Genomic DNA, 15,249 nt, shown 5'->3' on the forward strand with positions numbered 1-15,249 from the left:
ATTGTTTGCATTGCTGCTTTTGCCTTTGATGGCCTCTTGTGTGAAGGATACGGCACAAGTGACTTTGGACTCTTTGCTGGATGAAATGATATCTGTAGAAGAATCCGCACGTTATCCGCTGGTGCCATATCGTTGCCTGCAAGTCAGCAGTTATGACCGCTCCTCCGTGTCTCCCGATTCGCCGGGATGGTTTGCCAACAATGATGGCTATGGCATTGTCTGTACGGATACGGTTGATGGGAGAGTGGAACGTGTGATGTTCGATGAAAAGGGCCCTGGAGCTATTACCCGTATCTGGATAACCACAGTTGACAAGCGTGGGACTTGGAGATTTTATTTTGATGGCGAAAGTACTCCCGGATGGATAGTTCCTGCCTATGATTTGATGCGTTTCGGAATACCCAGGTTGGGTAGGGGACTGCTTCAACCCCACACCAGCTATACTCCGGACGGGAAAGGCGGCAATACTCTTTTCCTGCCCATCCCTTTTGCCCGGAGTTGTAAAATTACATTTGAAGACGAACCGGGCATTGCGCCTACTCCCAAATACTATCACATCAATTATCGCAAGTATCCCGAAGGAACTTCTGTGGAAACCTTCTCTGCGGCATCCGTAGCCCGCGTCGGTAAAAAGATTTCAGAGGTAGATGATGCCTTGCTGCATCCTGCATCCCGTTCCGGTTTGCAGGTGGACAAGAAGCGGCAGGTGCTCCAGCCGGGCGATTCTTTGTGGATTGACCTGCCGCAAGGGGAAAATGCGGTTTATGAAATCAGTTTCCAGCTCGCGAATGCAGATTCTACGGCTTATGCCCAACTGATGCGCAATCTTATATTTAAGGCTGATTTTGACGGCCGGTCTACGGTTTGGGTTCCTCTTTCGGATTATTCGGGAGGGGGTATGGGTGCTCCGGCTGTTGATAGCTGGTTCTTGTCTGCAGACGGACAAGGCAAGGTGGTGAGCCGCTGGCTGATGCCCTACAAGACAGAAGGCAGACTATTGTTACAAAATATCTCCGCACACACTGCAGACGTGAGTATGGAAGTGGGAACGGCACCTTTGCCATGGGGAGGGCGTTCCCTCTATTTCCATGCTTCCTGGCGCCAGCAGACCGGACTTCCGGTTTATGAGCGTCCGGATGATGATGCAAATTGCCGGGAGTGGAACTTTGCCACATTGACCGGACGAGGCATATACAAAGGGGATGTCCTGACTCTGTATAACCATTCGCGTGCCTGGTACGGAGAAGGGGATGAAAAGATATGGGTAGATGATGATGTTTTTCCATCGCATTTCGGTACCGGAACAGAAGATTACTACAATAGTTCGTGGGCTCCGGTCGTAATATTCCAAACGCCTTTTGGTGGCGCACCCCGTGCCGACCAGGCGAGTTCTCACGGTTATAATACATTCTTCCGTACAAGGAATTTGGACGGTATACCGTTTTCTTCATTATTGCGTTTCGACATTGAATTGTTGAGTTGGGTAAGGGGAACTGTAGATTATGCAACTACCGTTTACTGGTATGGAGATATGGGAGCGAAAGCTGTTGATACTTCAGGACTTGAGGAAGCAGCCCAAGACTTGCTACCCGTTCCCGGCGATTTATCTAAATATCGAAGAGAAAATAGCATAGAATTTGAGGAAACAACTCCAATAGCCTCTTCTCCATCCATTCATTTTGACAAGCAGAGTATGCTTGGTTTCGTTGACGGGCAATGGAGTGGAGGAACCCAACTCTTGTGTATTGGTGGAAAACCGGGTGATTCTGTAGAGTTTGAGTTCAATCAATTGGAAGACTGTCCTTATCAACTGGTGGTGTATGCCACGAAAGCTCCTGATTATGGCATAGTTTCTTTTTCCGTAAATGGACAAGATACACATATAAAGTGGGATGGATATGATACAAAAGTTACTCTTTCTGACCCTATTTCTTTAGGATGCTATAGTCCGGTGCGTGGAGCATTGACTTTGAAAATATCTTTGTCAGGAGCTAACCCAAAAGCTGTTGAGGAGAAGAATTTGTTTGGATTAGATGCTATACAACTTATGAAAAAACAATGATATTATGAAAGAGAGGATACTGATACTTTTACTACTGGCTACTGTTTGTAGTATGCAGGCACAAAATATTCACATGGCACTACGTCCGGATGATTTACTGATAGATAATTTTGAAGGAGATACTTTTGGAAACTGGATATTGGAAGGAAATGCTTTTGGCAATTCACCAGTTTCTATGGAACGTTTGTCAATATGGGGGGATAATAGGTTTGAAGGAAATCGGATGGCTTCTAGCTTTGTCAATGGAGATGCCGGTACCGGTGTATTGAAGTCACCTCTTTTCAGGATAGAACGCAGATATGTTAATTTTCTGATAGGTGGGGGTGTTGATTATCAGCGGGAGTATGTAGCCCTTTGGATTGATGGAAAGGAGGTGAAAAGAAGTACGGGGTATAATAGACGTGTCATGGAATATGAGTCTTGGGATGTTGCTGAATATATGGGAAAAAATGCCCGGATTGTTTTAGTGGACCAATCAAAAGAGGGCTGGGGATTTATCAATGCCGACTGTTTCTACCAGTCTGATACCAAATTGGAAAAAGAAATTTTTGCGAAAAGAATGTTGGTAACTCACCGTTATTTGAATATTCCGGTAAAGATGGGAGCGGTTATAGAACAGATGGATATATGGATTGGTGATAAAATGGTACGTAATATGGAAGTGGAGCTTGGCGGCGATGAACCTGATTATTGGGTTACATTGGAGGTCAAGGATTGGATTGGGCAAGAATTACGGATAGAGGCGAGTAAGAGTCCTAATGTAGAGCAAGCTTTGAATCAATGCTTTTGTTCTGAAACTCCTAAGGAAGAGAACTTGTTTTATAAAGAACCGTTACGTCCTAAAGTACATTTTACTTCTCGCCGGGGATGGCTGAATGATCCGAATGGTCTGGTTTGGCATGAAGGGGAGTGGCATCTGTTTTATCAGCATAATCCCTATGGCTGTATTTGGGGTAATATGACATGGGGGCATGCTGTGAGCCGGGATTTGGCACATTGGACTGAGTTGGGGGATGTATTACATCCGGACTCGTTGGGACCTATTTTTTCCGGTTCGGTAGTTGTTGATAAAAAGAATACGCTGGGGTGTCAACAAAATGGAGATACAGTATTGGTTGCTGTTTATACTTCGGCAGGTGGATTCGGGTATCACACCCGGCATTTGCAACATTCACAAAGTATAGGATATAGTTTGGATAAGGGGCGTAATTGGGTTACTTTTTCCGGTAATCCGGTACTTCCCACGTTGGTCAGGTACAATCGTGATCCTAAGGTGACGTGGCATACGCCGACTGGCAGATGGATTATGGTATTGTACTTGGATAAGCAGGAGTATGCTATCTTTTCATCTCCCAATTTGATGGATTGGACTGAAACGGACCGTTTTAAATTAGAGGGGGCGGATGAGTGTCCCGACTTTTTTGAAATGTCCGTAACCAATGAACCTACTGTCCGGAAATGGGTCTTTACCGGGGCGAACAGTACCTATTTGGTTGGGAGTTTTGATGGATATCGTTTTCGGACTGAGACGAAACCTGTAAAAATGGATAGTGGTACAAACTATTATGCGGTTCAAACATATAGTAATGCACCAGATGACCGAAGAATACAAATAGCATGGATGAACGGAAGTAATTTCCCGGATATGCCTTTCAATCAACAAATGTCCTTTCCGCGTGAATTAACATTACATCGGGTTGATAAAGGATATGTCTTAAAAAGTATGCCGGTAAATGAACTCGCTTTATTATATGGGAGAAAGTACATCTGGAAGAGTCTGGTAGTTGAAGAAAAGAATTGTTTCACGACAAAGTTGAATACTCCTGCCTTCTATCTGAAAACGGGTTTTGCTGTAGATAGTGTTGATGCGCAGATATTGGCTTTTGATATTAATGGTTTGAATTTGATTTACGATTCTGTCAAACAGATACTCACTGTTGAGAAAGAGAATGGGGAAACCTTGAAGCAGATGGTGCTAAAGCCCAATGAAGGAAGAATTGAATTGGATATATTGTCGGATATTGCTTCTGTAGAAATCTTCGTCAATCAAGGAGCACTGTCTGCTGCTTTCTATCATCTGATTGAAAAAAACACTCCTTCTGTCACCATATCAGTTGAAGGCGGACAAACAAAGTTGAAACAGTTGACAATTCATGAATTGAATTCTATGTATGTTCCCCAGTGACATACAGATACCTTTTTAAGGATGGAATGTAACATTTGTAGTATGCTTTGAAACAAAAAAGATAGTCTCCTGCTGCTTGGTGGCGTATCTTTGCATGCTAGAAAAACATAATTAATTTAATACCAACAGAAACATGATTCATTTAAAAGACTTTTGGCGGACAATCAGAAGGACGCTTACCGTATTTATATTAGGAACTACCGTGGCTGTCTTCACATGCCAGGCCATAAATCCTCCTTTCGTGATTAAACATCTGGGTGACGGACAGAGTATCGTCCAAATTGACGAGCAGAAGAAGTTTTTGCTGCTGCCGGTGGAAGAGGCTTCTCCGGAGGCAAAATTGTATATGATAGCGGACAATGATGTTGTACGCAGTATGAACGTGCGATTGGCAGTCAATAAGGTTGACTATTTTGTTCCGGTCGATTTGACCGGCTTCGATAATAAACATCTCTCTTTCAACTTCCAGCTTATTCCGGATTCGGCCTTATGCTGGGAAGAAATGAAACTGTCGGATGAATTCGATGTTTCGAACCGGGAGAAGTACCGTCCGGTGTATCATTTCAGCCCGGCTTACGGTTGGATGAATGATCCTAACGGAATGTTCTACAAAGACGGGGTCTACCATTTGTTCTACCAGCATAATCCCTACGGCTCCATGTGGGGGAACATGCATTGGGGACATGCCACCAGTACGGACCTCGTCACTTGGGAACATCACGGAGATGCTATTTCGCCCGATGCGCTGGGAACAATTTTCAGTGGCTCTTGTGTTGTCGACAAGGATAATACGGCCGGGTTCGGTGCCGGTGCCGTCATTGCTTTCTATACATCGGCAAGCGACCGCCAAGTGCAGAGCATGGCCTATAGCCTTGACAACGGAAAGACCTTCAAGAAGTATGCGCGAAATCCCATCCTGACTTCCACGCAGCGCGACTTCCGTGACCCTAAAGTCATCTGGCACGAAGATACCAAGAAATGGATCATGGTTCTTGCCGTAGGGCAGGAAATGGAGATATACTCTTCTGCCGACCTGAAGAGCTGGACGCTGGAGAGCAAATTCGGTGAAGGACAAGGTGCTCACGGCGGAGTCTGGGAGTGTCCCGACCTGCTTGAACTGCCGGTTGAAGGTACGGAACTGAAGAAGTGGGTACTCGTCTGTAACCTCAATCCGGGTGGACCGTTCGGTGGCTCTGCCACACAATATTTCGTGGGGACATTTGACGGAAAGAGATTCGTGAACGAGTCTCCCGCAGTGACGAAATGGATGGACTGGGGAAAAGACCATTATGCAACTGTCACTTGGAGCAATGCTCCTGCAGGACGTGCCATTGCATTGGCATGGATGAGCAACTGGCAATATGCCAACGATGTGCCCACCCGCCAATACCGTAGTGCCAACTCCGTGCCGCGCGACCTTTCGCTCTATACCTCGGAGGGTGAAACCTATGTAAAGGTAACCCCGTCTCCCGAATTGCTGAAACTGAGGGATAAAGGCAGCAAGAAGCGTGCTTTCAAGGTAGACCGCACGTATAATCTGGACAAACTGCTGAATGACAATTCCGGAACGTATGAAATCGAAATGACCATCAAGAACAAGGATGCGGATGTGATAGGATTCCAGCTCTTTAACTCGAAAGGCGAGGAGGTGGAGATGTACTATAACCTGGCGGAAAAGACGTTCACCATGGACCGTACCGAGAGTGGTGAGGTGTCGTTCAGCAAGGACTTCCCTGCAGTGACCGTGGCTCCTGTCGAGGGTGGCAATGAAATGAAACTCCGCTTGTTCGTAGACAAGTCGAGCATTGAAGCGTTTGGCAACGACGGACGTTTTGCCATGACAAATCTTGTATTCCCGTCGGAACCTTACAACCGCATCAGTTTCTATGCTAAAGGTGGAAGCTGCAATGTCACCTCGTTTACTGTGTACAAACTCGGATTAAAATAACAGATAATAATCTTCAGCATGGAAAATACTAAGAATTCTTCCTTGGCAAAGCTCTTTCCGGTCATGCTTTGCTTCTTCGCCATGGGCTTTGTGGATTTGGTGGGCATCGCCTCCAACTACGTGAAGGCCGACTTGAACCTGACCGACTCGCAAGCCAACATATTCCCGTCTCTGGTGTTCTTCTGGTTCCTCATCTTCTCCGTACCTACGGGTATGCTGATGAACCGCATCGGACGCAAGAAGACGGTGCTTCTCAGCCTTGTCATCACGTTTGCCTCTTTGCTTCTCCCGGTTTTCGGAGACGGCTACGTGCTGATGCTGCTCTCGTTCTCATTGCTGGGCATCGGCAATGCGCTGATGCAAACGTCGCTCAACCCGCTGCTTTCCAATATCGTAAGCGGCGAGCGGCTGGCAAGTACGCTCACCTTCGGACAGTTTGTAAAAGCCATTGCTTCGTTTCTGGCTCCATACATCGCCATGTGGGGAGCTACGCAGGCCATTCCGTCTCTGGGCATGGGCTGGAGGGTGCTGTTCCCGGTCTATATGGTTATTGCGGTGATTGCCATTCTCTGGCTGAGCGGTACTTCCATCCGCGAGGAAAAGGAAGAGGGACGCCCTTCCACCTTCGGGGAGTGCCTCGCCCTGCTGGGCAAGCCGTTTATCTTTCTCTGCTTCCTGGGCATCATGTGCCATGTGGGCATTGATGTAGGTACGAATACCACAGCGCCCAAAATCCTGATGGAGCGTCTGGGCATGACGCTGGCCGATGCCGGCTTTGCCACCAGCCTTTACTTCATTTTCCGCACGGCGGGTTGCTTTCTCGGCGCCTTCATTCTTCAGAAGATGGCTCCCCGAACCTTCTTCGGCATCAGCGTGTTATGTATGTTGGCTGCGATGGTAGGGTTGTTCGTTTTCCATGAAAAGACAATGATATACATTTGCATTGCCCTTATCGGTTTCGGCAATTCGAACATCTTTCCGGTTATCTTCTCTCAGGCGTTGCTTGCTATGCCACAAAAGAAGAACGAGGTTTCCGGTTTGATGATTATGGGGCTCTTCGGCGGTACGGTATTTCCGATAGCAATGGGCTTGGCAAGTGATGCTGTAGGACAAAGCGGTGCCGTGGCTGTGATGACGGTAGGGGTAGTGTACTTGTTCTTCTATATGCTGCGTATGAAGCGGTAATCTTTGTTCGCAGGCTGCGGACACATATCCCAAGGCTGCGGATATCTGTCCCAAGGTTGCGGATGTCTATCCCAAGCCTTGGGATAGAGATAATCCTTAGTTCTTAGAGACTTTTTAATAGATAATTGGCAACTTTTCATTCTATAGTTAGGAACTTTTTTATTAGGTTTGCAGTGGGTAGGACATTGAGTTTGCCGTGAATAAAATATATCATTCATTAAACAATATAATATTATGAATAAGATAATAGTAGGTATGGGCGAGGCTCTGTGGGACTGCCTCCCCGAAGGAAAGAAGATAGGCGGTGCTCCGGCAAACTTTGCTTACCATGCATCGCAGTTTGGTTTCGACAGCCGTGTGGTCAGTGCCGTAGGTGCCGATGCGGATGGGGACGAGATTCTGGATGTGTTCGCCCGGAAGGGGCTGCGCACGCAGATTGAGCGCGTGCCTTACCCCACGGGAACGGTGCAGGTGACGCTCGATGCCGTGGGCGTGCCGTGCTATGAGATAAAAGAAGGCGTGGCCTGGGACAACATTCCCTTTACCGACGAACTGAAGCGTCTGGCACTGAACACGCGTGCCGTATGTTTCGGCTCTTTGGCGCAACGCAGTGAAACAAGCCGCATCACCATCAACCGTTTTCTCGACACGATGCCCGATGCGGAGGGGCAACTGAAGATATTCGACATCAATCTCCGCCAAGGGTTCTATACCAAAGAGATACTCTGCGAATCCATGCGCCGCTGCAACATCCTCAAGATAAACGATGAGGAGCTGGTGACCATCAGCCGTATTTTCGGCTACCCGGGCATCGACTTGCAGGACAAATGCTGGATTCTGCTGGCTAAATATAACCTGAAAATGCTTATCTTGACTTGTGGAACGAACGGCAGCTATGTGTTCACTCCGGGAGTGGTTTCCTTCCAGGAGACGCCCAAGGTACCGGTGGCGGACACCGTTGGAGCCGGTGACTCGTTCACGGCAGCCTTCACCGCTGCCATTCTCAGCGGGAAGCAGGTGCCCGATGCCCATAAACTGGCGGTGGAAGTCTCTGCCTATGTATGTACCCAGAGCGGTGCCATGCCGGAATTGCCGGTGGCCTTGAAAGAAAGGCTGGCATAGATTTTTCTTATTCTTTTCACATTTTTCGTTATCTTTGCTCATCTGCAATCTTAAATCAGAGGAAAGTGAAGATGAGACAGCATAACCTTCGGATTTTATTCTTTCTGCTCGTGCTTTGGGGAGTGGCGGTTGCCTGCTCCCGGCGCGAGGCACGTTTCCGTATCGGCGTTTCCCAATGTAGCGAGGATGAATGGCGGCGCCAGATGAACAGTGAGATACTCCGTGAAGCCCATTTCTACGAGGATGTGGAGGTGGACATCCGTACTGCTGTCGACGATAATGACCGTCAGGCAAAAGACATTCGTGAGCTGATAGCCGAAGGGGTGGATCTGCTGATTGTGGCCCCTAATGAAGCCACTCCGATAACTCCGGTTGTGGAGGAGGCATACAACCGGGGCATTCCGGTGATTGTAGTGGACCGTAAAATCCTTTCGGACAAATACACGGCCTACGTCGGTGCAGACAACTACGAGATAGGGAAAGCTGTGGGAGAGTATGTGGCCAATGTGCTGCATGGGCAGGGAGATGTGGTGGAAATCTCAGGTTTGGTGGGCTCCACACCTGCCGTAGACCGTCATCAAGGATTTGTGAAGGCTATATCCGCTTATCCCGGTATCCGGTTGCTGGCCGTTGAAGACGGTGCCTGGTTGCAACTCAAGGCCGGAGAGAAAATGGATACTCTGCTGAGCCGCTTTCCGCATATCGACCTGGTGTATGCGCAGAATGACCGTATGGCGGCCGGAGCCTATGCTGCCGCTGCCCGAGAGGGGCGGGAAAAGGATATGCGGTTCATCGGCATAGACGCCCTGTCCGGCAAAGACTATGGAGTGGAGAAAGTGCTTGCCGGCGAACTGGATGCCACGTTTATATATCCTACCGGTGGTGACCGCGTGATGCAGATTGCCATGGATATCCTGAACAAGCGTGATTTTCCCCGTGAAACTATCCTGGGCACTTCCGTCGTCGACCGCGACAATGCTCTCATCATGAAGATGCAGACCGCCCACATCGGCACCCTAGATGGAAAGATAGAAACCCTGAACGGAAAGATAAACCAGTATTTGGCCAGTTATGCCACGCAGCAGGTTGTCTTGTACGGTAGTCTGTCCGCCCTATTGTTGCTGGTCGGTTTGTTGGTGGCTGTCTACCTCTCCTTGCGTGCCAAGAACCGGTTGAACCGTGAGCTGTCCATGCAGAAAAAGAAACTGGAAGAACAGAAAACTCAGTTGATACAGCAGAAGGAACTGTTGGAAGTGCAGAAGTCGCAGTTGGAACAGCTTTCCCATGAACTGGAGGAGGCTACGCACGCCAAGCTGGTGTTCTTCACGAATATTTCACACGATTTCCGTACTCCGCTGACGCTGATAGCCGATCCCATAGAGCAGCTTCTTGCCAACCGCACCCTCGACGGACAGCCGCGCCAGCTCCTCGAGCTGATGAAAAAGAATGTGTATATCCTGCTTCGCCTGGTCAACCAGATACTTGATTTCCGGAAGGTGGAGAACGGGCGCATGGAGCTCCATCTCGAACCTTTTGATTTGCTCGACAGCTTCCGGGGCTGGAACGACTCTTTCCGCATGGCGTTGCTGAAGAAACATATTGCTTTCAGCTTTGAGGCATCTCCCGATACGGACTTCCGGATGATGGCAGATGCGGAGAAGATGGAGCGCATTTACTTCAATCTCTTCTCCAATGCCGTGAAGTATACGCCGGAGAATGGGAAGATAGCTATACGCTTGTCAATGACAGAGCAGAACTATAGCTTGTCTGTTTTCAATTCCGGCAGTTACATTTCTTCGACCGATGTGGAAGCTATCTTCGAGCGTTTTTATCAAGTGGACGGACATCAGGCAGGTACCGGTATCGGTCTTGCGCTGGTACGTGCTTTTGTAGAGATGCATGGTGGCAACATTGCGGCACACAGTGATGATAAGGGTACTACCTTCACCGTCACTTTCCCGAAGCAGGATGTTTCGCAGTACCATCCCACCATAGTGACGTTGCCTGCCGAAGAGAAGGACGTGTCGTCCACCCTGATAGATACGGAAGTGAAGGCATGCGAAGAGGTGGTTGAGGCTGATTGTCCTACTGTGCTGGTAATTGACGATAATGCGGATATTCGCACCTATGTGAAGTCACTTCTGTCGAACGAGTTCCGTGTATTGGATGCTGCGGACGGGACAGAGGGTATCCGGCTGGCCATGAAGTATGTGCCGGATGTGATTATCTCCGATGTAATGATGCCCGGTATGGATGGTGTGGAATGCTGCCGCCACTTGAAGGGGGAGTTGCAGACATGCCATATCCCGGTGATTCTGCTGACGGCCTGCTCGCTGGACGAACAGCGTATCCAGGGCTATGATGGCGGTGCCGATTCTTATATTTCCAAACCATTCAATTCGCAGTTGCTCTTGTCTCGTGTCCGCAATCTTATTGCAAACCGCCGTCAGTTGAGGCAGTTCTTCGGAGATAACCAGACTATCGAGAAGGAAGCCATCAGTGATTTGGATAAGGGTTTCGTCTCCCGCTTCAAATCGCTTGTCGAGGAGAGGATGAAAGATGCGGAACTCAATGTGGAGGATTTGGGACGGAATATGGGTATGAGCCGTGTGCAGCTTTACCGTAAGCTGAAATCGCTGACCAACTATTCGCCGAATGAGCTGCTGCGCCAGATGAGGTTGAAAAAGGCTGCCTCACTGCTTGCCTCCTCTGACATGACGGTAGCGGAGATTGCCTATGAAGTGGGCTTTTCGTCACCTTCCTATTTCACGAAATGCTATAAGGAACAGTTTGGGGAGAGTCCTACCGAGTTTCTGAAAAGAAGGGGATAGCTGTTGTCTATCCCCCTTGTTCTTAATACACGTCTGTTTACTTCTGTAAATGATACTGGAACTTATTTCAGTATTTGAGGCAGGTTTTCCCTTCCCCAGAAGTAGTAAACACAGATTCCAATCCAGCTTGTGAGCAGGATGATAATTGCAACTAATAGTTTCTTCACGCCGTCTACCGGCCACTTCATGATTTCAAGTACGGCTTTGACACACAGAACCACACCGATAATCCAAATGATAAATCCAATCATAACCTGTGATATTTAGTATTGTTAATTAAAAACAAATAGAGACTACGCCTTATTCAGGAGCAGCCTCTATTCTTTATTTAGTAATCGGAATTACTCTGTAACTTCAGCGCCCCAATTTTCTTTGGAAAGACGCTTGTAGCTATTGTAACGCCATTTAGCGTTTTCTTCAGCAGCCTTGAACAGCTCGTCGGCCTCCTGCGGATATTGCTTCATTACGGATGCGTAACGAACTTCACCCTTCAGGAAGTCTTGGAATCCGCTCCAATCCGGTTCCTTGCTATCCAGCGTGAACGGATTCTTGCCTTCAGCCTCCAGAGCCGGGTTGTAACGCCACAAGTGCCAGTAACCGCACTTAACGGCCTTTTCTTCCTCTGCCTGGCTCTTGCCCATACCTGCCTTCAGACCGTGGTTGATACACGGAGCGTAAGCGATGATGAGTGACGGACCGGGATATGCTTCTGCTTCACGGATAGCCTTTAAAGTCTGAGCCTGGTCGGCACCCATAGCGATTTGGGCAACGTATACGTAACCGTAAGTAGTAGCCATCAGACCGAGGTCTTTCTTGCGTACACGCTTACCGGCAGCGGCAAACTTGGCGATAGCGCCTACCGGGGTAGCCTTGGAAGACTGACCGCCTGTGTTGGAGTAAACCTCAGTATCCAGTACGAGGATGTTGACATCCTTACCGCTTGCGATTACATGGTCGAGACCACCGTAACCGATGTCGTAAGAGGCACCGTCGCCACCAATAATCCACTGGCTGCGTTTTACCAGGTATTGAGACAGACTGGCGATAGTCTTGCAGCTGTCGCACTTGTCTTTGGCAGCTTCTACCATCGGAATAATCTTTTCAGCCAGTTCCTTGCTCTTGTCTGCATCGTACATGTTTTCAATCCAAGCCTGGAATACTTCTTTGTATTCAGCCGGAGTTCCTTCTGCTGCGATGGCATCTTCCATAGCCTTCACGATACGTGCGCGCATCTTTTCGTTGGCAAGCTCCATACCCAGACCGAATTCGCAGAAGTCCTCGAACAATGAGTTTGCCCAAGCAGGACCGTGACCTTTTTCGTTCTTGGTATAAGGAGTAGAAGGTACTGAACCGGAGTAGATGGAAGAACATCCTGTTGCGTTGGCTACCATTTCGCGGTCACCGAACAACTGGGAAATCAGTTTAACGTACGGAGTTTCACCACAACCGGAGCAAGCGCCTGAGAACTCGAACAACGGAGTAGCGAACTGAGAGTTCTTCACGTTGGCCTTGATGTCAACCAAATGTTGTTTGCTCTTCACGTTTTCAGCACAGTAGGTCCAGTTGGCAGCTTCCGGCAATTGGCTTTCGAGGTGCTTCATAGTCAGAGCCTTGCCACCCTTCTTCGGGTTGCCCGGACAGACATCGGCACAGTTGCCACAACCCAGACAGTCGAGAACGTCTACCTGAATACGGAATGTCATACCGTCGAATGCTTTACCTACAGCCTTCAGTTGAGTGAAGTTGGCACCCTTCTGCTCTTCAGCATCGAGTACGAACGGACGGATGGAAGCGTGAGGACAAACGTAAGCACACTTGTTACACTGGATACAGTTCTCAGCGTTCCATTCGGGAACGAATGCGGCTACACCACGTTTCTCATATTTGGCAGTGCCTTGTTCCCAAGTACCGTCTTCAATACCCTTGAAAGCGGATACCGGCAATAAGTCACCGTCTTGTGCGTTGATAGGACGAACCACTTCGTTGATGAATGCAGGATCGTTGTTTTCAGCCTTGGCGTCGTCTGCCAGATTGGCCCAAGCCGGGTCAACGGTCAGTTGCTTGTATTCGCCGCCACGGTCAACTGCTGCGTAGTTCTTGTTGACAACGTCTTCACCCTTCTTGCCGTAAGACTTAACGATGAATTTCTTCATCTGTTCTACAGCCAGGTCAACCGGAATAACGCCGGTGATACGGAAGAATGCGGATTGCAGGATGGTGTTGGTACGGTTGCCCAAACCGATTTCCTGTGCAATCTGGGTTGCATTGATATAGTAAACAGTGATATTGTTTTGTGCAAAGTACTTCTTCACCTTGTTAGGCAGGTTCTTGGCAAGCTCTTCGCCTTCCCAGATGGTGTTCAGCAAGAAAGAGCCGTTCTTACGCAAGCCGCGGGTTACGTCGTACATGTGCAGGTAAGCCTGAACGTGGCAAGCCACGAAGTTAGGCGTATTTACCAGGTATGTAGAGCGGATAGGAGTGTCGCCGAAACGCAGGTGCGAGCAAGTGAAACCGCCTGATTTCTTGGAGTCGTAAGAGAAATAGGCCTGGCAGTGCTTGTCGGTGTTGTCACCGATAATCTTTACGGAGTTCTTGTTGGCACCTACTGTACCGTCAGCGCCCAAACCGTAAAATTTGGCTTCGAACATGCCTTCGCCGCCCAATGCGATTTCTTCTTCCTGGGGCAGAGAAGTGAAGGTAACGTCGTCCACGATACCGATAGTGAAGTGGTTCTTCGGCATCGGCATAGCCAGATTCTTGTAAACGGCGAGGATTTGAGCAGGAGTAGTATCCTTGGAACCCAAACCATAACGGCCGCCTACGATAACCGGAGCATTCTCTGCACCGTAGAAGCAGTCTTTTACGTCGAGGTACAACGGTTCGCCGTTAGCACCCGGTTCTTTCGTACGGTCCAGTACGGCAATCTTCTTGGCAGTCTTGGGAACGGCGGCAAGGAAGTGCTTGGCAGAGAACGGACGATACAAGTGAACGGCAACCAAACCAACCTTTTCGCCATTGGCAACGAGGTGGTCGATAGCTTCGCGGGCAGCTTCCGTTACAGAACCCATGGCGATGATAACGCGTTCTGCATCTTCTGCACCGTAGTAATCGAACAAACCATACTTGCGGCCTGTGATTTTGGAAATCTCGTTCATGTATTCCTCAACGATAGCCGGAACTGCTTCATAGTAGTTGTTGCAAGATTCACGGTGTTGGAAGAAGTGGTCAGGATTTTCGGCCATACCACGGGCAACCGGGTTCATCGGGTTCAATGCACGTGCGCGGAATTCAGCCAAAGCTTCCTGGTCGATAAGCGGAGCGAGGTCTTCGTTCTCCAACATTTCAATCTTCTGGATTTCGTGAGAAGTACGGAAGCCGTCGAAGAAGTTCATAAACGGAACACGGGCCTTGATGGTGGCTAGGTGGGCAACACCTGCCAAGTCCATAACTTCTTGTACAGAACCTTCGGCCAACATGGCAAAACCAGTCTGGCGTGCAGACATAACGTCCTGGTGGTCACCGAAGATACACAGTGCATGGCTTGCCAATGTACGTGCTGATACGTGGAATACACAAGGCAGGAATTCACCGGCAATCTTGTACATGTTCGGGATCATCAGCAACAGACCTTGTGAAGCTGTGTAAGTAGTAGTCAGCGCACCGGCTTGCAGAGAGCCGTGGACGGCACCTGCAGCACCACCTTCTGACTGCATTTCCTGTACCAATACTGTTTCGCCGAAGATGTTCTTGCGACCTGCGGCAGCCCATTCGTCTACGTATTCAGCCATCGTAGAAGAGGGGGTGATGGGGTAGATGGCAGCTACTTCGGAGAACATATACGAGATATGTGCAGCAGCCTGGTTACCATCACAAGTAATGAATTTCTTCTGTTTAGTCATAACTAAATTGAATTATT

General features: G+C 48.7%; 8 protein-coding genes. 6 read left to right on the top strand and 2 right to left on the bottom strand.

Going from position 1 to position 15,249, the window contains the following annotated elements; translation table 11 throughout:
* Positions 1-28: 28 nt before the first annotated feature.
* From DW800_RS13960 to DW800_RS13990, 6 genes are all read left to right on the top strand, one after another.
* Positions 29-2,062, top strand: a complete 2,034-nt coding sequence (locus DW800_RS13960; protein ID WP_227212870.1) for a glycoside hydrolase family 172 protein — start codon at positions 29-31, stop codon at positions 2,060-2,062.
* A 4-nt stretch (positions 2,063-2,066) separates the two neighbouring features.
* Entirely contained in the window at positions 2,067-4,247 is a 2,181-nt protein-coding gene (locus DW800_RS13965; protein WP_005826283.1) for a glycoside hydrolase family 32 protein, read from the top strand.
* A 133-nt stretch (positions 4,248-4,380) separates the two neighbouring features.
* Positions 4,381-6,195 carry a GH32 C-terminal domain-containing protein gene (locus DW800_RS13970; protein WP_005826284.1) on the top strand — a complete coding sequence of 605 codons (1,815 nt, stop codon included), beginning with the start codon at positions 4,381-4,383 and terminating at the stop codon, positions 6,193-6,195.
* 18 nt (positions 6,196-6,213) lie between these two features.
* Entirely contained in the window at positions 6,214-7,380 is a 1,167-nt protein-coding gene (locus DW800_RS13975; protein WP_005826285.1) for an MFS transporter, read from the top strand.
* A gap of 234 nt (positions 7,381-7,614) precedes the next feature.
* On the top strand, positions 7,615-8,502 hold the full coding sequence (locus DW800_RS13985; protein WP_005826288.1) for a carbohydrate kinase family protein: 888 nt from the start codon (positions 7,615-7,617) through the stop codon (positions 8,500-8,502).
* Positions 8,503-8,573: 71 nt separating this feature from the next.
* Positions 8,574-11,333 carry a substrate-binding domain-containing protein gene (locus DW800_RS13990; protein ID WP_119958147.1) on the top strand — a complete coding sequence of 920 codons (2,760 nt, stop codon included), beginning with the start codon at positions 8,574-8,576 and terminating at the stop codon, positions 11,331-11,333.
* Positions 11,334-11,395: 62 nt separating this feature from the next.
* On the opposite strand, the gene DW800_RS13995 is transcribed toward DW800_RS13990, so the two are convergent.
* Both DW800_RS13995 and nifJ read right to left on the bottom strand, forming a co-directional pair.
* Positions 11,396-11,584 carry a hypothetical protein gene (locus DW800_RS13995; RefSeq protein WP_005826290.1) on the bottom strand — a complete coding sequence of 63 codons (189 nt, stop codon included), beginning with the start codon at positions 11,582-11,584 and terminating at the stop codon, positions 11,396-11,398.
* A 90-nt stretch (positions 11,585-11,674) separates the two neighbouring features.
* Positions 11,675-15,232 carry a pyruvate:ferredoxin (flavodoxin) oxidoreductase gene (nifJ, locus tag DW800_RS14000; RefSeq protein ID WP_005826291.1) on the bottom strand — a complete coding sequence of 1,186 codons (3,558 nt, stop codon included), beginning with the start codon at positions 15,230-15,232 and terminating at the stop codon, positions 11,675-11,677.
* Positions 15,233-15,249 lie beyond the last annotated feature (17 nt).

Source organism: Bacteroides sp. AM32-11AC (assembly GCF_003603515.1).
Classification (GTDB): Bacteria; Bacteroidota; Bacteroidia; order Bacteroidales; family Bacteroidaceae; genus Bacteroides; species Bacteroides uniformis.